We start from the raw sequence: 20,965 nt of genomic DNA on the forward strand, positions 1-20,965 counted from the left end.
AGGCCCGCTTCTTCCATGGTTGTAGGCGACTAGCGGCTGCTTTCCAGCACCTGGTTGAGCGCCGCGCCGTCGATGCTGAGGGTGGCAGTGTCGAACATGCCCTCGACATAGGCCTTGGCCACCTGATCCTGGCGCTGGGCACGCAGCACCTGGCGCAGGCGCGGGGCCACCTCGTCGAAGGTCGCCGCCCGGGCCGGCTGCTGTTCCACCAGCTTGATGATGTGATAGCCCGCCGCGCTCTGCACCGGTTCGCTGACGCTGCCCACCTTGAGTTTCGGCACCACCCCGCGCACCTCCGGCAACAGTTGCGCCAAGGCCTGCAGGCCGGTATCCCCGCCGTTGGCGGCGGTGCCGGCATCCTGCGAATGCTCGCGGGCCAATGCGCCAAAGTCCGCATCCGCGGCCTGGGCCTGCTTGGCAAGGGCCTGGGCCTGCTTGCGCACGGCCTCGTCATCCTTGGGGTTTTCCACCCGCAGGAAGATCTGGCTCAGGCGATAGCGTGCCGGCAGTTGCAAACCAGCCTTGCCTGCCTCGTAGGCCTGCTTGAGCTCGGCCTCGGTGGGGTAGTCATCGGACACCTTGCTCACCGAGTCGAGGTAGTCGCGCAGGACAATTTGCTCGGTGGCCGCGCGGGTCTGCACCTGGATCTCCGGACGCTGCAGCCAGCCTTGCGCCTCGGCCTGCTGGTACAGGGCCTTTTCCGCCAAGCGGGCGCGGATCCAGGCCTCCAGTGCCGGTCGGTCGCCGCGCAGGCTGGCGCGGGCCTCTTCGGGCAACTGGGCGAACAGCGCCTTGAGCTCGCCGCTGCCCACCTGTTGCTCGCCAAGGCGCGCCAGCACCGGGCCGTTGTCGGTGGCCACCAGGGTAGCGGGCGAAGCCGGGCGCGCCGCTGCCACCGGCTCGTCGCCCGGGCGCAATGCCAGGGCGACTGCCACCGCGACAACGGCCAGCGCGCCAGCGCCGGCCCACAGGGTTCGCGCCGTCACGAAGCGCTCACCGCATCGCTGGCCACCTGCTCGGGCGCCGTTTCGGCGACATTGCGGCTGTAGTCACGCAGGTAGACGATGAATTCCTGCAGCAGGCGATCCCACAGCAACAGGCTGCCAAGCAGGTGCTTCTCGCTGACGCCGTCGGCAACCACCACGTCCTTCTCCATTACCAGGAACTCGCCCTGTACCGACAGGCGGGCGAAACGCCGGGTGGCGTTCCAGCGCTCGGCCAGGCCCGCGGGCAGCTCGCCCTGGATACGCAGCGCGCAACTGAAGGTGAAATCGAGGAACTCGCCTTCCTGGTTCAGCGCCCGGTTGCCGAAACGTACGGCGTAACCCACGCCCTGGCTGGCGCTGAGCAACTGCACCACGGCATTCTGCTCGGTGCGATTGACCCGGCAGCCGGCATCCTGCAGCAGCTTGGTCAGGGAGTCGGCGCTAACGGTTTCGATCAGGGTGACTTCGGTCATGTGCTTACTTCCTTGCGTTGAGAAAACGTCACTGGGTCACGCCCGTAGGGGCGTCGAACTGGCTTTCGTAGAGTCTGTCGCCATAGGCCTGGGCCAGCTCCTCGAAGCGGACCCGGGCCGAGCCGGCAAAGGGCTGGCGCATCTTCATCACATCGGCGATATCGACCTTCTCAAAGGCGGCCAGCATCTCCTTGGCCACCCCGTACATCTGCTGGTTGCGCGCCTGGCACTGCTGCACCTGGCCATCGCGCTCGGCCAGTTGTGCCTGCAGGCCGGCACGCTCGCTTTCCTTGGCGCGCGCCATGCCCAGCAGTTCGTCATAGGCCTGCTTGTACTTGTGCAGTTGTTCGTTGCTGCTGGCCACCAGCGCCTGGGCCTGGCTGTGCACGGCCTGCTGCTGGCCGGCGAGCTGTTCGCCCTGGCCGCGCGCCTTGGCCAGTTGCGCGGTCAGCTCGCGCACCTGGCCCAGGGCCGCGTCGCGTTGCTGTTCCGCCGCCTGGCGGGCGGCGCTGGCCTGGGCCTGCTCGCTCTGCAGGGCCTGCAGCTGTTGCGTGGTGCTGCGCAGCTGGGTGCGCAGGCGCTCTTCGAGGGTTTCGGCCGACGCCGAGGCGGCCAGGCTTGCGCCCAGCGCCAGCATCAACCAGGCGCAACGATGGCGATAGACTCCCTTGTTCATGCCCGTGCTCCTTCCCTAGAACCGCGTGTTGACTTCAAGTTGTAGCACATCGATGTCAAACGGCGCGCCGTAGACTGCCTCGCTGCTCAACCAACGGGCTGTAGCGTAGACGTTGTCGGCCAGGCCGTAGTTGCCACCGAGGAAATAGCCCTTGGCGTTGGTGCCGCCGAGGTGGAAGCTCGAGTCGTTGAACCCGTCCGGCAGTGCGTCAGGCTCGATGCGCTTGTAGCCGGCGAACAGGTTCCAGTCGCCGGCCTTGCGCATGTCCAGGGCGTTGCCCAGGGTGAACTGCAACATCCAGGCGTCGCCGCCGCTCTTGATGTTGCCGTTCTCGTCGATGTTGTTGGCCAGCTGGCCGGCCGAACGCTTGCGCATGTCGCCCTCGTCGTAGGCCAGGTTGTGGATGTAGTCGGCCTGGCTGCGCAGCTTGAAGTCATGGGGCAGGTCGGCATCCCACACCAGGTTCAGGTCGAGCAGTTCGAACTCCGAGGCGATGCCGACGAACTGCGGCTGCGGCGTGGCCGCCGGGTTGGCCGGATTGGGCGTGATGTCGCGCAGCAGGAACACCGTGTTGCCCTTCTGCATGAAGGTCGGGCGGGTCTCGTCGCTGTCGCAGGCCGGCTGGCCATCCCAGGGCGCACAGGGGCTGGAGCGCTCGCCGGCGATGTCGTCGAAGCGGTAGTAGGCCATCGCGCCCTTGAGGCGGTGATGGTCGTTGAGCGCCCATTTCGCGCCCAGCTGCGCGCCGTACAGCCACTTGTTGTCGCTGTCCTCCTTGTCCAGGCCGTTGCTGCTGGCGCTGTCGTCGCTGTACTGCACAGGGAACGCGCCGACGGTGCCGAACAGGCTGAGGTCGCGGTTCAGCGGCTGGTCGAAGATCGCCGCCACGCCATCGAAGTTGAGGTCGTGGGAATAGAGGATGTCGGTGGACATGAACGGATTGGCGATGCGCCCGCCGGTCAACGTCAGTCGCTCGCTGGGCGTCCAGGTGACATAGCCCTGGTCGAGCCAGATGTCCTTCTTGCCGAAGCCGCCACCGAGGTTCTGGGTGGTCGACACCGGGTTGTTGTTGGAGCCGGTGGCGACGCGGATGCCGGCCACCCAGTTGTCCGCCAGCTGGGCCTTGAGGCCGAAGCGCGCGCGCAGGCGCAGGAGGCTGTCGCGGTCCTCGCGGGTGTTAAGCAGCGGCGGCAGGGTCGAGCCGCTGTTGGCGTTGACATCGTACGGGCCCTTGTCGTTGAGCTTGGCGAAGTCGACGATCTCGTTGCTGTTGCCATCGGCGTAGCCGCGCGATTCGTAGCGCAGGCGCAGGTCGCCGTCGAAGCTGATGCGCGAGGCCCAGTCGGGGAAAGTGTTGGGCGCGGCCCAGTTTTCCTGCTTGGCGGTGTTCATCACCTCGGCCTTGATCTCGTCGCGGATCTGCTGACGGACGATGGCCGGCACATACTGCACGCGCACTTCGCCGTTGGCCGCGGGGGCCTGGGCGACGATCGGCGCGGCGCTGACAGCCCGCGCCTGCTGGGCCTCGCGCTCGGCCTGGGCGATCAGCGCATCGGCCTTGTCCTGCTTGAGCACGCCCTGCTCCACCAGCAGGCGGATCAGGTTGACGGTCGCGTTCTCCGACGGCGCGGCGTGGGCGACGGCCGGACCGACCGCGGTGGCGGCGGCCAGCAGGCCGAGCGCCAGGGTCAATCGGTTGACTGGGCACTTCATGGGTTTGCAGCTCCTGTGGGTCAGTCGTGCTTCGTTGTTCATGGCCGGCGCCCCTGCAGGGCGATCTTCACCGGCAAAGTCAGGTTGGCGGGCGGGCGCTGGTCGAGGGCGCGGGCGCCGCGCAGGGCGGCGAGCACCTGGGCGTCCACCTCCGGCTCGCCGCTGCCGCGCAGCAGCTCGACCCGGGTGATCTCGCCGGCGGCGCTGAGCCAGATCTCGGCCTGCAGGTTGAACACCAGGTTGCGCAGCTCGGGGTTGTCGCGCAGCAGGCGCTGGAAGGCATAGGCCAGGTACTGGCTGTAGGTGCCGCTGCCCAGGCCGCCACCGCCGCCACCGGCCATGCCGCCGCCCTTGCCAGCACCGACGTTGAAGCTGTCGCCGCCCGCTTGGGCGTCGCCGTCCATCTGCATGGGGTCGGCCAGGTCCTGGGCCGGGTCCGGCGCGTCCTCGGCGGGCTTGACCTCCTCGGCCTCAGGCACCGGCTGCGGCTCGACGATCTTTTCCTCGACCGGCGGTTCAGGCTCCTTGGGCGGCTCGGGCGGGGGCGGCGGTGGAGGCGGCGGCAGCGGGATGATCGCCGGCACCTTGGGCGCCTCGCGGCGCACCCCGGCCATGTCGTTGGCCCACTGCCACAGCAGCCAGGCCAGGCCCGCGCCAGCGACGGCGAGCACGGCCCAGGTCAGCAGGCGGCGGAAGTTGGCTTTAGGTTCCATGCCTGCCCTCACCCCTGGTTCGGCTTGCCGGTGACCAGCCCGACCTGGGCCAGTTCGAGACGGCGCAGCAGGTCGAGCACCTCGACCACTTTCTGGTACTGCACACCCGCGTCACCGCGCACGATCAACGGGAAATCCGGGCTGCGCGCCTTTTCGCTGCGCAGGCGGTCCTCCAGCTCCTGCAGCGTCACCGGGTAGGCGTCGAGGAATACCTGGCCGGCATCGTTGATCGAGATCGCCTTGGTCTTGGGCTGGGCCAGCGACACCGTGGCGCTGGCCTTGGGCAGTTGCACCTGGATCCCGGAGACCTGCGCGGTGGCGGTGAGGATGAACATCACCAGCACCACCATCAGCACATCCACCAGCGGGGTGATGTTGATGCTATCGACCGCGGCGTCGGCGTCGTCGTCTTGGGCGTTGTTCACGGATGCCATGGCTGCCTCCTCACGCCGGGATCGACGGGTTGACGCTGCGCCCGGCCGGACGCAGCGCCGCTTCACCGGCCTGGCCCTCGCCGTGCAGCTCGGCCAGACGGGTGATGAACTCGTCGACGAACACCCGCATGTCAGCGCTGACTTCGCGGTTGCGCGTGGTCAGGCGGTTGTAGCCGAACAGCGCGGGGATGGCGACGAACAGGCCCATGGCGGTGGCCAGCAGCGCCGCGGCCATGCCCGGGGCGATGGCGTTGATGTTGACGTCGCCGGCCATGGCAGTGCCGAGGAACACCACCATGATCCCCAGCACCGTGCCCAGCAGGCCGATATAGGGGCCGCCGGCGATGGCGTTGGACAGGGTCGACAGTTTCGCCGACAGCGCCTGGTTCTCGCGGGTGCGCACGCCGTCCATGGAGCAGCGGATGGCCTCGATGGTGGCCGCGGACACTTCACGGGTGTCGGCGCCCTGGGCGCGGCGGGTGCGGATTTCCTGCACCGCCACCAGGTACAGGCGCCACAGCGAGGAGTCAGTCAGTTGCTTATGCAGGTCCTGATCGTCGGCGAACTGCTCGAGGCGCGTGCCGACCGTGGCGAAGCGCTCGCGAAAGCGCGTATTGGCGGCGGTGACGCGGTTGAGCGTGCGCTGCTTGCGCAGCATGATCACCCACGACTGCACCATCATCAGCACCAGGACAGCGATGATTACCCAGGCGTCCACCGGCACCGCCTTGAGCAGGAAGCCCAGGCCACCGAAGCCGAAGCCGGATTGTTCCTCGTCGACGCCATAGACCACCAGGCGCGACTCGGCACCCTGGGCCAGCACGTCGGCCTGCAGGCTGGCCTGGCTGCGGGCGACGCGGGAAACACGCAGCTCGTCCAGGGCGCCGACAAAGGTCGCGTAGTGGCCGGCGGCCTCGCCCTCGGCCGCGGGCAGGTCGCCACCGATGCCGATGGCGCCGCTGAAGGCCGCCAGGCTCGCGGCCAGTCGCGCGACCGGCTGGCCTTCGAGCAGCAGCGTGAGGTTGCCCTCGCCCACCAGCGCCAGATGCTGCCATTGGCCGGCGCCGAGCGCCTGATTGGCGGCGGCACGCTGGCCGTCCACCTCGATGAAGGGCACGCCTTCGGCCAGGCCGAGCAGCAGGCTGTGGCCGGCCTCGCGGCGTGCCAGCAGCAGTTGCTCACCCACCGCCTGGTCCTGGCGCAGCCAGGTGCTGAAGCTGAACGCCGCGCCCGCCGGCAGTTGCAGCGAGGCGCTGGCGGGCAGTTGCAAGGCTTGTCCCCCGAGCTGGATGGCCCGGCCAATCACACCATCGACACTGACCGTTGGTCCTTGCAGCTGGTTACCGTAAGGACTGGCGTCACGGGCGGTGGCACCGTCGAAGTGGTAGAGCGCGGTGTAGTCGGCGTCGAAGCTCGGCTGGCCGGCGGGTGCCTGGGCCTTGGGGTTGCCGTAGTACATCCACAGGTCCTGGCGCTGGCCAGGCTCGATACGCGGCACGTCGACCCAGATCAGCGCCATGCCCATCAGTGGATCGAACTGCTCGACATGGTGGTTGAGCACGGTCTTGTCGTCGGCAGCGACGAAGCGGATGTCCGCGCCGGTTTCGCTGACGCCGTCGAAGCTGAAGTTGCCGGTGTGCAGGCGCACCAGCAGCGCGGTGCGGCCCAGCGCCTGGGTCAGGCCGGCGCCCTGGGGCGTGGTGTCCACGGCGATCTGCTTGCGGTACATCCAGTCGTCCTGCCACCAGGCACTGGCGCTGCCCGGCAGGGCGAAGCCCAGGCACAGCAGCAAGGTCAATATCAGGCGTTGCATGAGAGGTCTCCAGGCCGATGCCGGTCAGTAGGTCAATCGTTCAGAAAGTCGCCTGCACGCTGAAGTGCACGCGGGAAGCGTTCTTGTCGGTGTTGGGGCCGTCCTTGAGCGGCACGGCCCAGTCGAGGCTGCCGGACAACCAGTCGTTGAGCGTGGCGCGGGTGCCGACGCCGACGCTGGCCAGGCTGTAGCTGTCGTCCTGCTCGGGCAGTGCGTCCTGCAGGCGCAACTGGGCACCCTCGGCGAACAGGTAGAAGCGCCAGTCGCTGATGTAGCTGCCGACGTAGCGGCCAATGGAGGGGGTGCGCAGTTCCTGGGAGAACAGCAGGCCGTCGTCCCCGGTGCGTTCGGCGGCGAGATAGCCGCGCACCGAGGTGGCGCCACCGGCGGCAAACTGTTCGTTCGACACCAACGGCCCCGAGGCCAGCTGGAAGGCCAGCTTGGAGGCGCTCTGCCAGGCGCCGGCGAAGTCGAAGGTGTAGCTGCCGTCGCCCTTGAGCGCGGCGAAGCTGGAGTCGGCGCGGTAGCGCTTGTAATCGAACTCGGAATCGTCGCTGCCATAGCCCAGCAGGCTGCGCGTCCCGGCCACCAGGCTCAGGCCGAGGCTCAGCTGGTCCTGTTCGGTGAAGCGGTAGCCGGTATAGCCCAGGGTGATCGGGGCGTACTTGAGCGGGACCTTGTCGCTGCTGCCGCCCAGGCCGACCTGTTCGTCGAAGTCCTTGAAGTCCACGCCGATCGACAGGGCGTTGGCCCAGGCGCCGACGCCCGGCAGGTTATAGATCGCCGAAACGCCGTAGGAATGGCCCTTGCCCAACACATTGGTACCGCCCACCGTGGCGACGTTGCTGTCGGAGTGGTAGCCGGAGAACTGCACGGTCCAGCGCTCGTTCAGCGGCGCGGCGTAGGACCCGGACCAGACCTCGGCGTTGTCACGGTCCTGGGGCGCGGTGAACCAGGTCAGCGAGACGCTGTGGCCGGCCTGCCAGAGGTTGTTGTAGCCCAGGCTGACGACACTGCGCAGCTTCTCGGTATCGGCGCTGTGGTCGTTGTTCAGGCCCAGGCTCAGGTTCCAGGGTTGCTTGTCCTCGACCTGCAGGTCGACGTCCATGGTGCCCGGGCGCTGGCCTTCGCGCACCAGTGGCATGACCTGCCGCCCCGGGGCACGATTGAGCGTGGCCAGCTCGTTCTGTACCTGGGCGAAATCGGGGACCTTGCCCTCCTCCAACGCCGGCACCTGTTCACGGATCTCCAGCGGCGAGTAATGCTTGGCACCCACCACCCGTACCCGCCCGACCTTGGTTTCGCTCACCTGCAGGTAGACCACGCCGCCTTCGACCTTCTGCTCGGGCAGCTCGACGAACACCGACTGGTAGCCCCGGGCCTGATAGCTTTTCTGCAACGCCTCGCGGGCGCCTTCGAGGTCGGCCAGGGTCTTGTCCGGCCCCAGGTAGGGATAGACCGCCTCTTCGATGGCCTGGGCGTCGAGCACGGTGTTGCCGCGCACCACGTATTCGTTGATCTCGACCCGGCGCTGCGCCTCGTTCGCGGCCACCTCGACCGCCAGCAGGCACAGCAGCGCCCCTGCGCCCATGCCGCATCGCTTGAAGAAAAAATGCTCCACACCGCCCCCTTGAGCGCCAGGAATTCGTTGGTTTGCTAGTGGTTGTCGCTGGGTGCGGCCTGACCTTGGTGGCGGGCCAGCCAGCTGTGCAACAGGGCCAGGTTGAGGCTGAACTCGGGCATGGCCTGCAGGCTCGCGCCGAGCACTTCGTCGACCATGCGCTGCAGCAGCGAAACGGCCATGGCGCTGCCCAGCAGCACGCCGAGGTCATGGCTGAACAGGCTGAAGTTCCACACCCGCGATTTCAGCTCCAGGCCGGTGAACCAGCGGAACAGCAGGTTGTAGTTGAGCTGTTCGTAGAGCTGCTTTTCGCTGGGCACCGAATACAGCAGCTGCAGCAGCAGCACATGCATCAGCGTGCGCGGGGCGATGATCATGCCCTGCTGTTCGGCCAGCAGCGCCAGCGCGGGCTGGTGCGCGTCCAGCAATGCCTCTATGCGCGGCTTGAGCAGCGCCAGCGAATGGCCGGGCGGCACGCAGCTGGCCACCTCGCGCAGGGCGCCCTGCCAGTCGTCCTGGGAGACGATCCATACCCAGGGGGCGCCGTAGCGGTAGACCGAGACGGGCTGCTTGCGGGCGGCCTCGACGATCTTGGCCAGACGCTGGTCGAGCTCCTGCATTCCCACTTTCGTGTAGCGTTCCATAGTGCCCATTGCCCCGCTCCCAGGCCGGTTCTCAAGGCTTCATCGGCCTGATGGCCAGGTGCCTTGTTGGTGTCCATGGCTTTGACGGGGGTGGCGGATTGCTACCGAAGTTTTGTCATGAAAGGTTCATCAGAGGGGGTGGTTTCGAGGGGGTTGGGGTCGGAAGTGATTGTTTTGATGTTTGTTTGCGCATTCGTAGAAGATGTCGACATTTAGTCACCTTTTCGCCCTTACGGCGACCTACTTTTGTCTTGACAAAAGTAGGCAAAACCGTTCGGCTCCGTTCATACGGCCCCTACGCTTCGCTACGGGGTTCCCTCGCTCCGTTCTTGCTCCCGTGGGTACCGCGCTGTACGCCCCATCCTGGGGCGCAGCGCTCGACGGCCATCCATGGCCGTCGCCCCACTACGCAAGAACTCCACTCGGCCTCCTGAAGTCGCAATTTGTGTCGCCTGAACTACCGCGCGCTTAGAAGCAAGATCAAGAGCAGACATTTTGGATTATTAGTGGATGAAGTGTTGTTCTTCATTACACCATCGCGGGGCAAGCCCGCTCCCACGTTGAACAACGTAGTCAAACTATCGTGGGAGCGGGCTTGCCCCGCGATGTTGATCTAGAGTTCCCACGATGGCAACTAGCGACTAGCTGCGTTAGTCCAGGCGCCGCCCGTAACTTCGCGACTTCAGGAGGCCGAACGGAGGTCTTGCGGAGGGAGGTGACGGGCATGGATGCCCGTCAAGCGCTGCGCCCCAGGATGGGGCGTTCAGCGCGGTCCTCCCGGGAGCAAGGCCGGAGTGAGGGGACCCGGAGCGAAGCGGAGGGCCGGATGAATGGAGCGCAGCGTTTTTTGGTTACTTTTTGTCGCGTTTGACAAAAAGTGACTCGCCGTAAGGGCGAAAAGGTGACTATGCGTCATTATAGCAAATGAATGCGCTTAAAACTGTGAAAACCCACGCCGATCGCATTTGACTTTGACTTTGACTTTGACTTTGACTTTGACTTTGACTTTGACTTTGACATACACAGCGTGTGTTTTAAAAGTTTATATGCGCATTCATTCGCCATGTCGACGCATACTCACCTTTTCGCCTTTACGGCGACCTCCTTTTCTCTTGGGAAAAGGAGGCAAAACCGTTCGGCTCCATTCATCCGGCCCCTACGCTTCGCTCCGGGGTCCCCTCACTCCGGGCTCGCTCCGGGTGGACGCGCCGACGGGCCATCCATGGCCTAATCGGCGCTTGACGGGCATCCATGCCCGTCACCTCCCTGCGCAAGCCCTCCGTTCGGCCTCCTGAAGTCGCAATTTGTGTCGCCTGAACTATCGCGCGCTTAGAAGCAACAGCAAGGGCAAAGGCAAAAGCTGGGTTGGGGCTGGACTTGGGCTGGACTGGACGTAATGATCTTGCGGAGCATGCCTGCATGACATTGCATTGGTGCAAAGAGCCGACTGCGTCGTTAAATATTATTGACCTCGCTTGCGCCAAACCCTTGTCACTCAAGGCTCCGACGGCCTACAGCCCCCGTAAAATGGCGGCTTGGGGCTTCGTCACTCGTTTGACATATCGAACGGCTCTGGCAAGCTATGAGTCAGGCCCCGACCGACATCGCCTGCAGGGCGAGCCGGCAGTGCTCGGGGCTTCAGGCAGCACTCAAGGCCCCGGCCGTGCGCCTGCACAACAACGACAGGCATGACCTGTCTCAAGGTGACATATGTCCAACAGCAACATTGGCAACAAGCAACCTTCCCTGCGCAAACCCGTCGTCCTGATGACCATGGGCAGCCAAGAGCGCAAAGGCCATGACTATCAGGTCATGACCCACAAATATATTTCCCCGCTGGTCGAGTTCTCCGGTTGTGTCCCGGTCCTGGTGCCCACCTGCTGCGGCGTCGAAGACCTCGAGACCTACCTGGACATGGCCGACGGCGTGTACCTGACCGGTGCCGGCAGCAACATCGACCCGGCCCTCTACGGCCAGGACAACCAGACCCCCGGCAAGGGCCAGGACAAGGACCGCGACCTGTTCGATATCCCGCTGGTCAAAGCGGCGATCAAGCGTGGCCTGCCGATCTTCGGCATCTGCCGCGGCATGCAGGAAATCAACGTGGCCCTCGGTGGCGACATCTACCAGAAGGTCTACGCCGAGCCAGGCTTCAACGACCACCGGGAAAACCCGGAAGATCCGGTCGAGGTCCAGTACGCCCAGGTGCACGGAGTGAAGATCAAGCCGGGCAGCTGGCTGCGCGACACCCTAGGTAGCGACGAAATTCGCGTCAACTCGCTGCACGGCCAGGGCCTGCGCAACCTGGGTGCCGGCCTCGAGCCGATCGCCCATGCCGAGGATGGCCTGGTCGAGGCGATCCACGCCCCGAGCATCTCGCCCTTCCTGTTCGCGGTGCAGTGGCACCCGGAGTGGCAGGCGGCGAAGAACCCCGACTCGATCAAGATGTTCCAGGCCTTCGGCGACGCCTGCCGCGCCCAGGTCCGCAAGTCCCAGGTCAAGCGCAACCAGGCCGCCTGACCCTCTGAAGCTTCGTTAGCTTTGATCGCGGGGCGGCGCAAGGTCGCCCCCGTTTCCCACGGTCACCCTCTGCTGGTCCCAGAACACCTCCCGTGGAAGCGGGCGGCGGGCTTGTGCCTGTCTCCGCGATCTTTTTTCCTTCCCTTAAGAGATACGATGACTTGAAAAAGTCGTCTCGCCTGCATTGGCCTCATCGCGGATGAATCCGCTCCTACAGATTCGCGCGATCCTGTAGGAGCGGATTCATCCGCGATGAGGTCATCCGTCCCGTGCGTCCAAAAAATTCCGTGTCCAGGGTCTAGTCATCTCAATAGTTGTACGATAACTTACCTCTCACCTTGGTACCTCCTCCTTCCAAGCGCCACAGGATGCCTACAACAATGACCCCAAAAGAACTGCAATCCATCCTCTCCCACGGCCTGCTGTCGTTCCCCGTCACCGACTTCGACGCGGCCGGCGACTTCAACCCCGCAGGCTATGTCAAACGCCTGGAATGGCTCGCCCCGTATGGCGCCAGCGCGCTGTTCGCCGCCGGTGGCACCGGCGAGTTCTTCTCCCTGGCCGCCAGCGAGTACAGCCAGGTGATCAAGACTGCCGTCGACACCTGCGCCACCTCGGTACCGATCCTCGCTGGCGTCGGCGGCTCGACCCGCCAGGCCATCGAATACGCCAAAGAGGCTGAACGCCTGGGCGCCAAGGGCCTGCTGCTGCTGCCCCACTACCTCACCGAAGCCAGCCAGGACGGCGTCGCCGCCCATGTCGAGGCGGTGTGCAAGGCAGTTAACATCGGCGTGGTGGTATACAACCGCAACGTCTGCCGGCTGAACGCCGACCTGCTGGAACGCCTGGCCGAGCGCTGCCCGAACCTGATCGGCTACAAGGACGGTCTGGGCGACATCGAGCTGATGGTGTCGATTCGTCGCCGCCTGGGCGATCGTTTCAGCTACCTGGGTGGCCTGCCCACCGCCGAGGTGTATGCTGCGGCGTACAAGGCGCTCGGCGTGCCGGTGTACTCGTCGGCGGTGTTCAACTTCGTGCCCAAGACCGCGATGGACTTCTACCACGCCATCGCCCGCGACGATCACGCCACCGTGGCCAAGCTGATCGACGACTTCTTCCTGCCGTACCTGGACATCCGCAACCGCAAGGCCGGTTACGCCGTGAGCATCGTCAAGGCCGGGGCGAAGCTCGCCGGTTACGACGCGGGCCCTGTGCGCACGCCGCTGACCGACCTCACCGCGCAGGAGTACGAGATGCTCGCCGCGCTGATGGACAAGATGGGCCCGCAATAAGCGAGCGCCCCGCGGCCTGCCAATGCCGCCGCCGGAGCAGGTTCGACTCGCTCCGGCCGACAACCGATCCCCGTATAAAAATAACGAGTGGGAGTAACCAGCATGCAAGCGACGCAAAAGACGCATGTACGCTACCTGATCCTGTTGATGCTGTTCCTGGTGACCACCATCAACTACGCCGACCGCGCCACCATCGCCATCGCCGGTTCCAGCCTGCAGAAAGACCTGGGCATCGACGCGGTTACCCTCGGCTACATCTTCTCCGCCTTCGGCTGGGCCTATGTGGCCGGGCAGATCCCCGGCGGCTGGCTGCTCGACCGCTTCGGCTCGAAGAACGTCTACGCCTTCAGCATCTTCACCTGGTCGCTGTTCACCCTGCTGCAGGGCTTCGTCGGCGGGCTGCCGGTGGCCTGGGCGGTGGTCACGCTGTTCACCCTGCGCTTCCTGGTGGGCTTCGCCGAAGCGCCGTCGTTCCCCGGCAACGCGCGGATCGTCGCGGCCTGGTTCCCCACCCAGGAGCGCGGCACCGCCTCGGCGATCTTCAACTCGGCGCAGTACTTCGCCACCGCGCTGTTCGCCCCGATCATGGGCTGGATCGTCTTCACCTTCGGCTGGGAACATGTGTTCGTGGTCATGGGCGTACTGGGTATCGTGTTTTCGGCGGTGTGGATGAAGACCCTCTACAACCCGCGCCAGCACCCACGCATCAGCAGCAGTGAGCTCGAGCACATCGAACAGAACGGCGGCCTGGTGGACATGGACCAGAAACGCGGCGGCGACGGCCCGAAATGGGGCTACATCAAGCAGCTGCTGACCAGCCGCATGCTGCTGGGCGTCTACCTCGGCCAGTACTGCATCAACGCCATCACCTACTTCTTCCTCACCTGGTTCCCGGTGTACCTGGTGCAGGAGCGCGGCATGACCATCCTCAAGGCCGGCTTCATCGCTTCGTTGCCAGCGGTATGCGGCTTCATCGGCGGGGTGCTGGGCGGGGTGCTGTCGGACTGGCTGCTGCGCCGCGGCAACTCGTTGACCTTCTCGCGCAAGCTGCCGATCGTCTGCGGCCTGCTGCTGTCGACCACCATGGTGTTCTGCAACTACGTCGAGGCCGAGTGGATGGTGGTCGGCTTCATGACCCTGGCGTTCTTCGGCAAGGGCATCGGCGCCCTGGGCTGGGCGGTGGTCGCCGACACCTCGCCCAAGCAGATCGCCGGCCTGTCGGGCGGGCTGTTCAACACCTTCGGCAACATCGCCTCGATCACCACGCCGATCGTCATTGGCTACATCATCAGCGCCACCGGTTCGTTCAAATGGGCCCTGGTGTATGTGGGCGCCAACGCCCTGGTGGCAGTGTTCAGCTACCTGGTGATCGTCGGCCCGATCAAGCGCATCGAGCTCAAGGAGCCGCCCAAGCGCGAACCTACGCCCGACGCCGAACTGGCCCGCCAGTAAGCCGGACACGTCGGCGCCCAACGGCGCTGGCGACAGCACCACGCCTGAGAGACAAGACAAGAAGGGCCTGACCATGCAGTTGATCGAACATTCCGAGTCGCCCCGCTACGTGCGCCTGCACCCCGACGACAACGTCGTGGTGGTGGTCAACGACGGCGGCCTGGGCGAAGGCGCGCGCTTTGCCGATGGCCTGACCCTGGTCGAGGGCGTGCCGCAGAGCCACAAGGTTGCCACCGTGGACATCCGCAAGGGCGAGGCGGTGCGCCGCTATGGCCAGGTCATCGGCCATGCCCTGGCCGACCTGCGCCAGGGCAGTTGGGTCAAGGAAGATCAACTGGCGATGCCGGCCGCGCCCGAGCTTGCCAGCCTGCCACGCTGCGACGCCGTGCCCGCCGCCCTGCCGCCACTCGACGGCTTCACCTTCGAGGGCTACCGCAACGCCGACGGCAGCGTCGGCACCCGCAATATCCTCGGCATCACCACCACCGTGCAGTGCGTGACCGGCGTGCTCGACCACGCGGTCAAGCGTATCCGCGCCGAACTGCTGCCCCGCTACCCCAATGTCGACGATGTGGTCGCCCTCACCCACAGCTACGGCTGCGGCGTGGCGATCAACGCCCGCGACGCCTACATCCCGATCCGCACCGTGCGCAACCTGGCGCGCAACCCCAACCTAGGCGGCGAGGCGCTGGTCATCAGCCTGGGCTGCGAAAAGCTCCAGGCCGGCCAGGTGATGCACGACGGCGATCCGTCTGTGGACCTCAGCGAGCCGTGGCTGTACCGCCTGCAGGATGCGACGCTGGGCTTTGGCGAGATGATCGAGCAGATCATGGCCCTGGCCGAGACCCGCCTGAAAAAGCTCGACCAGCGCCGCCGCGAGAGCGTGCCGGCCAGCGAACTGATCCTCGGCATGCAGTGCGGCGGCAGCGACGCCTTCTCCGGCATCACCGCCAACCCGGCGCTGGGCTATGCCGCCGACCTGCTGGTGCGCGCCGGCGCGACGGTGCTGTTCTCGGAAGTTACCGAGGTGCGCGACGCCATCTACATGCTCACCTCCCGCGCCGAAACGCCGGAGGTCGCCGAAGCATTGGTGCGCGAAATGGACTGGTACGACCGCTACCTGCAGCAGGGCGCCGCTGATCGCAGCGCCAACACCACGCCGGGCAACAAGAAAGGCGGCTTGTCCAACATCGTCGAAAAAGCCCTGGGCTCGATCATCAAGTCCGGCAGCGGCGCGATCCAGGGCGTGCTCGGGCCCGGCGAGCGGGTAACGCGCAAGGGCCTGATCTTCTGCGCCACCCCGGCCAGCGACTTCGTCTGCGGCACCTTGCAGCTGGCGGCCGGGATGAACCTGCATGTGTTCACCACTGGTCGCGGCACGCCCTATGGCCTGGCCATGGCGCCGGTGGTCAAGGTGTGCACCCGCAGCGAGCTGGCCCAGCGCTGGCCGGACCTCATCGACATCGACGCCGGGCGCATCGCCAGCGGCCGGGCGAGCATCGAGGAGCTGGGCTGGGAGCTGTTCCATTACTACCTGGACGTGGCCAGTGGCCGCAGGCAGACCTGGGCCGAACAACACCAGCTGCACAACGACATCACCCTGTTCAATCCGGCCCCCATCACCTGACGAAGCGTGCCTGGGCCCTTCGCCGACAACACGCCCCCTATGGGAGCCGGCTTGCCGGCGAAACGAGTGCGTAGCACTCGCCCAGTGCCCTGAACCCAGCCATTCATCTACAGGAGCATTCCATGCCCGAAATCCTCGGCCACAACTTCATCGCCGGCCAGCGCAGCGCCCTTGGCCCGCAACGCCTGCACAGCCTCGACGCCACCAGCGGCGAAGCCCTGCCCTACAGCTTCGCCCAGGCCACCGAGGGCGAAGTCGACCGTGCCGCCCGCGCCGCCGCCGACGCCTTCAGCGCGTTCCGCCAACTGCCCCCGGCCCGCCGCGCCGAGTTCCTCGAAGCCATCGCCGCCGAACTGGACGAACTCGACGACCACTTCGTCGCCATCGTCTGCCGTGAAACCGCCCTGCCCGCCGCGCGCATCCAGGGCGAGCGCGGCCGCACCAGCGGCCAGATGCGCCTGTTCGCCCAGGTGCTGCGTCGCGGCGACTACCTCGGCGCGCGCATCGACCTGGCGCTGCCCGAGCGTCAGCCGCTGCCACGGGTGGACATCCGCCAGATGCGCATCGGGGTCGGCCCGGTGGCGGTGTTCGGTGCCAGCAACTTCCCGCTGGCCTTCTCCACCGCCGGTGGCGACACTGCCGCGGCCCTGGCCGCCGGCTGCCCGGTGGTGTTCAAGGCCCACAGCGGCCATATGGCCACCGCCGACCTGGTGGCCTGCGCCATCCTGCGCGCCGCCGACCGCACCGGCATGCCCAAGGGCGTGTTCAACATGGTGTTCGGCGGTGGTGTCGGCGAATGGCTGGTCAAGCACCCGGCCATCCAGGCCGTCGGCTTCACCGGCTCGCTGAAGGGCGGCGACTCGCTGTGCCGCATGGCCGCCGAGCGGCCGCAACCGATTCCGGTGTTCGCCGAGATGTCCAGCATCAACCCGGTGATCGTCCTGCCCGGCGCCCTGGCCAAGCGCGGCGAGGCCATCGCCCGCGAACTGGCAGGCTCGGTGTGCCTGGGCGCCGGCCAGTTTTGCACCAATCCCGGGATGGTGATCGGCTTGCAGTCCCCAGGCTTCAGCCAACTGCTGGGCGAGTTGGGCCGACACCTGGATCAGCAGGCCGGGCAGACGTTGCTCAATGCCGGCGGCCTGCGCAGTTATGTCGGCGGCCTGGAGCATCTGCAGGCCCACGCCGGCATCCAGCATCTGGCGGGCCAGCCGCAGCAAGGCGATCAGGCCCGCGCCCAGCTGTTCAAGGCCGATGCCCGCCTGCTGGCAGAGGCCGACCCGCTGCTGCAGGAGGAGGTGTTCGGCCCGGCCACGGTGGCCGTGGAGGTTGCCGACGAGGCACAGTTGCGCGCCGCCCTGCTCGGCCTGCGCGGCCAGCTCACCGCCACGTTGATCGGCGAGCCGGAGGATCTCGAAGCCTTTGCCTGGCTGGTGCCTCTGCTCGAAGAGAAGGTCGGGCGCATCCTGGTCAATGGCTACCCGACCGGGGTCGAGGTGTGCGACGCCATGGTCCATGGCGGGCCTTACCCGGCGACCTCGGATGCCCGTGGCACTTCGGTGGGAACGCTGGCGATCGATCGCTTCCTGCGGCCGGTGTGCTACCAGAACTACCCGCAGGCTTTGCTGCCGGAGGCGTTGCGTGACGGCAACCCGCTGGGCGTGCGGCGCCTGGTGAATGGGCAGTGGTCCGATCAGGCGATTTGAGCGCCCTGAAAGCGTCACTTGGGGCTGCTACGCAGCCCCTACCAAGGTGATCAGTCCCTTTGCGCCTCGGCCTCTTCATGGGCCTGGCGCAGGCGTTCGCGGCTGTTGCTCAAGTGCATGCGCATGGCCATCTTGGCGCCTTCGCTGTCGCGTCGGGCGATAGCCTCGTAGATCGCTTCGTGCTCGTGCATCAACCGGCTCATGTAATGCGCCTGGTCGTCATGGGCCAGGCGCGCCGAGTTGAGCCGGGTACGCGGGATGATGCTGGTGCCCAGGTGATTGATGATGTCGGCAAAGTAGTGATTGCCGCTGGCCTGGGCGATGCGCAGGTGGAACTGGAAGTCCGCCGACACCGCATCGGAGGCATGGGCCGCGCCCTCGTTGAGCTCGTCCAGCGCGGCGCGCATGCCGGCCAGTTGCTCGTCGCTGCGACGCTCGGCCGCGAGGCCCGCCGACTCGATCTCCAGGGCAATGCGCAACTCCAGCACCGCCAGCACCTCGCGCAGGGTGACGATGGTCGCCGGGTCGATACGAAAACCCCCGGTGCTTGGGGCGTCCAGCACAAAGGTGCCGATACCGTGGCGGGTCTCGACCTGGCCCGCGGCCTGCAGCCGCGAGATCGCCTCACGCACCACGGTGCGGCTGACCCCTTCCTCGGCCATGATCTGCGATTCGGTGGGCAGCTTGTCGCCGCGCTTGAGCTGGCCGCTGCGAATGCGCTCGGTCAGCACCGTGACCAGTTCCTGGGCCAGACTGCGTGGCTTGCGCCGGGTCCGTGCCTGTACCTGCTGCTCTGTCATGCCCTGTCTGTCTGGTTGTGGAAGACAGGCGGGATGATAGCGCAAGCAGTTGTACGATCACATACGTCCGGGCGGGTTTTCATGCGCCCTGCCGCGCCGTCGAGGGCGTGTGGCCCATGACCTTGCGGTACAGGCTGGAAAATGCGCTGGGGCTCTCGTAGCCCAGGTCCAGGGCGATGGCCGTCACCGCCTCGCCCGCCGCCAGGCGTGTCACCGCCGCCATCAGGCAGGCCTGCTGGCGCCATTGGCCGAACGACAGCCCGGTCTGCTCGCGAAAACGCCGGCTGAAGGTGCGCGGGCTGCAGTTGAGTTGACGCGCCCAGGCCTCGGCGCGGGCATGGATCAACGGCTGCGCCAGGAACGCCTGGCACAGGGCCGCCAAACGTGGCTCCGTCGGCATCGGCGCGAACAGCGGCAGGCGCTCGGCCTGGCCCAGCTCGTGCAGCAGCAGCCCCAGCAGCAGGCCGTCGCGCCCCGCCTCATCATGCAGGGCCGGCACCTCGGCGCTGGCCAGCAACAGCTGGTGCAGCAGCGGCTCGACACGCAATGCCTCGCATAGCCGGCTCGGGCGGGGCAGCGCTGTCGGCTCGATGTACAGGCTGCGGGTACTCACGCCGCGCATGCGCACCTGATGCGGCTTGCCGGGAGGAATCCACACGCCGCTGCCGGGTGGAATGACCCAGGCGCCATCGTCGGTCAGCACCTCCATCAGCCCGCTCATCCCATACAGAAATTGCGCCCGGCGATGGACATGCCTGGGCAACAGGGTGTCGGGCGGATAATCAGTGGCGATGGCCAGTACCGCACGGGGGGTGGCATCGATCTGGGACAGGGGAACATTGCGCATGACAGCAGGCTCTGGCCGTAATGCGATGATTATTGGCCAACTGGCGCAAGCCGGCCAAGAGGCAGGTGCCTACGCTGGGAGCCCCTGTCCTGGCCCTGAGGCTGTTCCCATGCTCTACCCCCTGCTTGGCTTCTTCGGCTTGTGTGCCGGCGTCACCACCTTGCTGTTCGGCTTCGGCGGCGGGTTCTTCGCCGTGCCGCTGCTCTATGCCCTGCTGCTCACCAGCCACGGCGCCGGCACGGCCGTGGCGGAGCATGCCATGCAGATCGCCGTGGCCACCTCGGCCACGGTGATGATCTTCAGCAGCGCCCTGGCCACCTGGCGCCACCACCGCGCCGGCAGCCTGCGTTGGGACCTGGTGCGCCCCCTCGCGCCGGCCATTGCCGTCGGGGCCCTGCTCGGCGCCTGGGCCGCCCTGTACGTGACCAGCGCCTGGCTGCGCGGGCTGTTCATCGCCTACCTGCTGCTCAGCCTGCTCGATGCCTGGCTGCGCCCGGGCTTTGTCCGCACAGGCGGGCAGGCCCGGGCTGCGATGAGCCATGCCAGCGCGACCCTGGCCGGCCTGCCCATCGGCGCGCTGGCGGCGCTGCTCGGCGTGGGTGGCAGCGTGATGACCGTGCCGCTGATGCGCCGCCGCGGCGCCAGCATGCGCACCGCCACCGCCATGGCCAATCCGCTGTCGCTGCCCATGGCCCTGGCGGCGACGCTGGTCTATGCCCTGGTACCGAGCACCCAGACTGACCTGGGCGCCGGCCTGCTAGGACTGGTAGACCTGCGCGCCGCCCTGGTGATGACGGTCGGTGCCTGGCTGGGCATGCACCTGGCCGCGCCGTTGCTGGGGCGCATCCCCGACCACGTGCATGCCCGGGCCTACCTGGCGCTGCTGGCCTGCGTACTGTTGGTGATGCTGCTCGTTGGCGATTGAGCCTGGCCATCGGTCATGCCCGCGCTGTAGGCTGCGACCTGCTCTCTCCAAGGAAGGAAACCGCATGAAGACGTTCGATCGCCTGCTGCTCGCCACTGGCCTGCTCATCCCGCTCTGGCTGCTGTCGGGCGTTGGCCTGACCGCCCTGGCCTATCCCGGCTACGACCATCTGCAGCAGGCCATGAGCCAGCTCGGCGCGGTCGGCGCGCCGACCCATGGCTTCTCGCCCTGGGTCAACAACTTCCCCCTGGCGTTGCTCTTCGGCCTGTTCGCCTGGGGCCTGGCGCGGCGCTGGCGGTACTCGGGGCTGGCTCGGTTGAGCGCGGGGCTGGTGCTGTTGCACGCTGTCGGCAGCCTGGGTACCGGCTGGTTCCCCTGCGACCAGGGCTGCGCGCCGCTGGAGCCGTCGTTCTCGCAACAGATGCACAATCTCAGCGGCCTGCTGATGTTCCTCTCGCTGACCCTGGCCAGCGTGTTGTGGATCTGGCTGGGCAAACGCGTGGCAGGCTCCCCGTGGCTGGGAAGGTGGTCACTGCTGTGCTCGGTGCTGGCGATAATCACCGTGGTGCTGATGGCCAAGGCCGCGCAAGGCGGTGAACTGTTCGGCCTGTATCAGCGCCTTAACTACGGCATCAGCGTGTTGTGGGTTGCCGCCCTGGCCCTGCAATCGTTGCGCTGGCGTTCCCGCGATGGACTGCAAATGGCCATCGCCTGACGGCAAACTGC

The 20,965-nt window shown here is 66.6% G+C and carries 17 protein-coding genes and 1 pseudogene; 7 read left to right on the top strand and 11 right to left on the bottom strand.

The annotated features are described in order from the left end of the window. Nucleotides 1-29 precede the first annotated feature (29 nt). From ACZ9C1_RS07030 to ACZ9C1_RS07070, 9 genes and pseudogenes are all read right to left on the bottom strand, one after another. The gene (locus ACZ9C1_RS07030) at nt 30-986 is read right to left on the bottom strand and encodes a peptidylprolyl isomerase (RefSeq protein ID WP_476253803.1); all 957 of its coding nucleotides are present in this window, start codon (nt 984-986) and stop codon (nt 30-32) included. Next, nucleotides 983-1,459, bottom strand: a complete 477-nt coding sequence (locus ACZ9C1_RS07035; RefSeq protein WP_038706233.1) for a YbjN domain-containing protein — start codon at nt 1,457-1,459, stop codon at nt 983-985. The genes ACZ9C1_RS07030 and ACZ9C1_RS07035 overlap by 4 nt, the downstream gene beginning before the upstream one ends. A gap of 28 nt (nt 1,460-1,487) precedes the next feature. Further along, nucleotides 1,488-2,135 (bottom strand): DNA repair protein, encoded by a 648-nt coding sequence (locus tag ACZ9C1_RS07040; protein WP_277504452.1) that lies wholly within the window; start codon nt 2,133-2,135, stop codon nt 1,488-1,490. 15 nt (nt 2,136-2,150) lie between these two features. Then, on the bottom strand, nt 2,151-3,848 hold the full coding sequence (locus ACZ9C1_RS07045; RefSeq protein WP_214501748.1) for a putative porin: 1,698 nt from the start codon (nt 3,846-3,848) through the stop codon (nt 2,151-2,153). A gap of 38 nt (nt 3,849-3,886) precedes the next feature. Next, complete coding sequence (locus tag ACZ9C1_RS07050) at nt 3,887-4,561, bottom strand: energy transducer TonB family protein (protein ID WP_046855394.1); 675 nt, start codon at nt 4,559-4,561, stop codon at nt 3,887-3,889. Between the two features lie 8 nt (nt 4,562-4,569). Continuing rightward, nucleotides 4,570-4,995, bottom strand: a complete 426-nt coding sequence (locus tag ACZ9C1_RS07055) for an ExbD/TolR family protein (RefSeq protein ID WP_046855393.1) — start codon at nt 4,993-4,995, stop codon at nt 4,570-4,572. A 10-nt stretch (nt 4,996-5,005) separates the two neighbouring features. Then, nucleotides 5,006-6,808, bottom strand: a complete 1,803-nt coding sequence (locus ACZ9C1_RS07060; RefSeq protein WP_476253804.1) for a DUF2341 domain-containing protein — start codon at nt 6,806-6,808, stop codon at nt 5,006-5,008. Nucleotides 6,809-6,848: 40 nt separating this feature from the next. Next, entirely contained in the window at nt 6,849-8,399 is a 1,551-nt protein-coding gene (locus tag ACZ9C1_RS07065) for a ShlB/FhaC/HecB family hemolysin secretion/activation protein (protein ID WP_277505622.1), read from the bottom strand. 280 nt (nt 8,400-8,679) lie between these two features. Further along, nucleotides 8,680-9,082 (bottom strand): annotated as a pseudogene (locus ACZ9C1_RS07070) (transposase); the annotation flags it as partial. 1,701 nt (nt 9,083-10,783) lie between these two features. Here ACZ9C1_RS07070 and ACZ9C1_RS07075 point away from each other — a divergent pair. The 5 genes from ACZ9C1_RS07075 to ACZ9C1_RS07095 all read left to right on the top strand — a co-directional run bounded on the left by ACZ9C1_RS07075 (nt 10,784) and on the right by ACZ9C1_RS07095 (nt 17,667). Next, on the top strand, nt 10,784-11,593 hold the full coding sequence (locus ACZ9C1_RS07075) for a gamma-glutamyl-gamma-aminobutyrate hydrolase family protein (protein WP_457378943.1): 810 nt from the start codon (nt 10,784-10,786) through the stop codon (nt 11,591-11,593). A gap of 380 nt (nt 11,594-11,973) precedes the next feature. Next, nucleotides 11,974-12,885, top strand: coding sequence for a 5-dehydro-4-deoxyglucarate dehydratase (gene kdgD, locus ACZ9C1_RS07080; protein ID WP_476253805.1), 912 nt, complete (start codon nt 11,974-11,976; stop codon nt 12,883-12,885). Nucleotides 12,886-12,987: 102 nt separating this feature from the next. After that, the gene (locus ACZ9C1_RS07085; protein WP_457378941.1) at nt 12,988-14,337 is read left to right on the top strand and encodes an MFS transporter; all 1,350 of its coding nucleotides are present in this window, start codon (nt 12,988-12,990) and stop codon (nt 14,335-14,337) included. Between the two features lie 73 nt (nt 14,338-14,410). Then, nucleotides 14,411-15,964, top strand: coding sequence for a galactarate dehydratase (garD, locus tag ACZ9C1_RS07090; protein WP_277504461.1), 1,554 nt, complete (start codon nt 14,411-14,413; stop codon nt 15,962-15,964). 122 nt (nt 15,965-16,086) lie between these two features. Continuing rightward, nucleotides 16,087-17,667, top strand: coding sequence for an aldehyde dehydrogenase (NADP(+)) (locus tag ACZ9C1_RS07095; protein ID WP_476253806.1), 1,581 nt, complete (start codon nt 16,087-16,089; stop codon nt 17,665-17,667). Between the two features lie 50 nt (nt 17,668-17,717). Here ACZ9C1_RS07095 and ACZ9C1_RS07100 read toward each other — a convergent pair whose 3' ends face one another. Together ACZ9C1_RS07100 and ACZ9C1_RS07105 are read right to left on the bottom strand one after the other, a co-directional pair. Next, entirely contained in the window at nt 17,718-18,467 is a 750-nt protein-coding gene (locus tag ACZ9C1_RS07100; protein ID WP_110704040.1) for a FadR/GntR family transcriptional regulator, read from the bottom strand. Between the two features lie 79 nt (nt 18,468-18,546). Continuing rightward, complete coding sequence (locus ACZ9C1_RS07105; RefSeq protein ID WP_258600696.1) at nt 18,547-19,314, bottom strand: AraC family transcriptional regulator; 768 nt, start codon at nt 19,312-19,314, stop codon at nt 18,547-18,549. Nucleotides 19,315-19,423: 109 nt separating this feature from the next. On the opposite strand from ACZ9C1_RS07105, the gene ACZ9C1_RS07110 reads away from it, so the two are divergent. Both ACZ9C1_RS07110 and ACZ9C1_RS07115 read left to right on the top strand, forming a co-directional pair. Next, the gene (locus ACZ9C1_RS07110; protein ID WP_476253807.1) at nt 19,424-20,239 is read left to right on the top strand and encodes a sulfite exporter TauE/SafE family protein; all 816 of its coding nucleotides are present in this window, start codon (nt 19,424-19,426) and stop codon (nt 20,237-20,239) included. Nucleotides 20,240-20,303: 64 nt separating this feature from the next. Continuing rightward, a complete protein-coding gene (locus tag ACZ9C1_RS07115; protein ID WP_367858618.1) occupies nt 20,304-20,954 on the top strand; it encodes a DUF998 domain-containing protein in 651 nt (216 codons plus the stop codon). Nucleotides 20,955-20,965: the final 11 nt, after the last annotated feature.

It is taken from the genome of Pseudomonas sp. TE21435, assembly GCF_056279265.1.

Coding starts and splice junctions, on each gene's coding strand:
- ACZ9C1_RS07035 (WP_038706233.1), bottom strand. CDS start 1,459: ATGACCGAAGTCACCCTGATCGAAACCGTTAGCGCCGACTCCCTGACC.
- ACZ9C1_RS07040 (WP_277504452.1), bottom strand. CDS start 2,135: ATGAACAAGGGAGTCTATCGCCATCGTTGCGCCTGGTTGATGCTGGCG.
- ACZ9C1_RS07045 (WP_214501748.1), bottom strand. CDS start 3,848: ATGAAGTGCCCAGTCAACCGATTGACCCTGGCGCTCGGCCTGCTGGCC.
- ACZ9C1_RS07050 (WP_046855394.1), bottom strand. CDS start 4,561: ATGGAACCTAAAGCCAACTTCCGCCGCCTGCTGACCTGGGCCGTGCTC.
- ACZ9C1_RS07055 (WP_046855393.1), bottom strand. CDS start 4,995: ATGGCATCCGTGAACAACGCCCAAGACGACGACGCCGACGCCGCGGTC.
- ACZ9C1_RS07060 (WP_476253804.1), bottom strand. CDS start 6,808: ATGCAACGCCTGATATTGACCTTGCTGCTGTGCCTGGGCTTCGCCCTG.
- ACZ9C1_RS07065 (WP_277505622.1), bottom strand. CDS start 8,399: ATGGGCGCAGGGGCGCTGCTGTGCCTGCTGGCGGTCGAGGTGGCCGCG.
- ACZ9C1_RS07075 (WP_457378943.1), top strand. CDS start 10,784: ATGTCCAACAGCAACATTGGCAACAAGCAACCTTCCCTGCGCAAACCC.
- kdgD (WP_476253805.1), top strand. CDS start 11,974: ATGACCCCAAAAGAACTGCAATCCATCCTCTCCCACGGCCTGCTGTCG.
- ACZ9C1_RS07085 (WP_457378941.1), top strand. CDS start 12,988: ATGCAAGCGACGCAAAAGACGCATGTACGCTACCTGATCCTGTTGATG.
- garD (WP_277504461.1), top strand. CDS start 14,411: ATGCAGTTGATCGAACATTCCGAGTCGCCCCGCTACGTGCGCCTGCAC.
- ACZ9C1_RS07095 (WP_476253806.1), top strand. CDS start 16,087: ATGCCCGAAATCCTCGGCCACAACTTCATCGCCGGCCAGCGCAGCGCC.
- ACZ9C1_RS07100 (WP_110704040.1), bottom strand. CDS start 18,467: ATGACAGAGCAGCAGGTACAGGCACGGACCCGGCGCAAGCCACGCAGT.
- ACZ9C1_RS07105 (WP_258600696.1), bottom strand. CDS start 19,314: ATGCGCAATGTTCCCCTGTCCCAGATCGATGCCACCCCCCGTGCGGTA.
- ACZ9C1_RS07110 (WP_476253807.1), top strand. CDS start 19,424: ATGCTCTACCCCCTGCTTGGCTTCTTCGGCTTGTGTGCCGGCGTCACC.
- ACZ9C1_RS07115 (WP_367858618.1), top strand. CDS start 20,304: ATGAAGACGTTCGATCGCCTGCTGCTCGCCACTGGCCTGCTCATCCCG.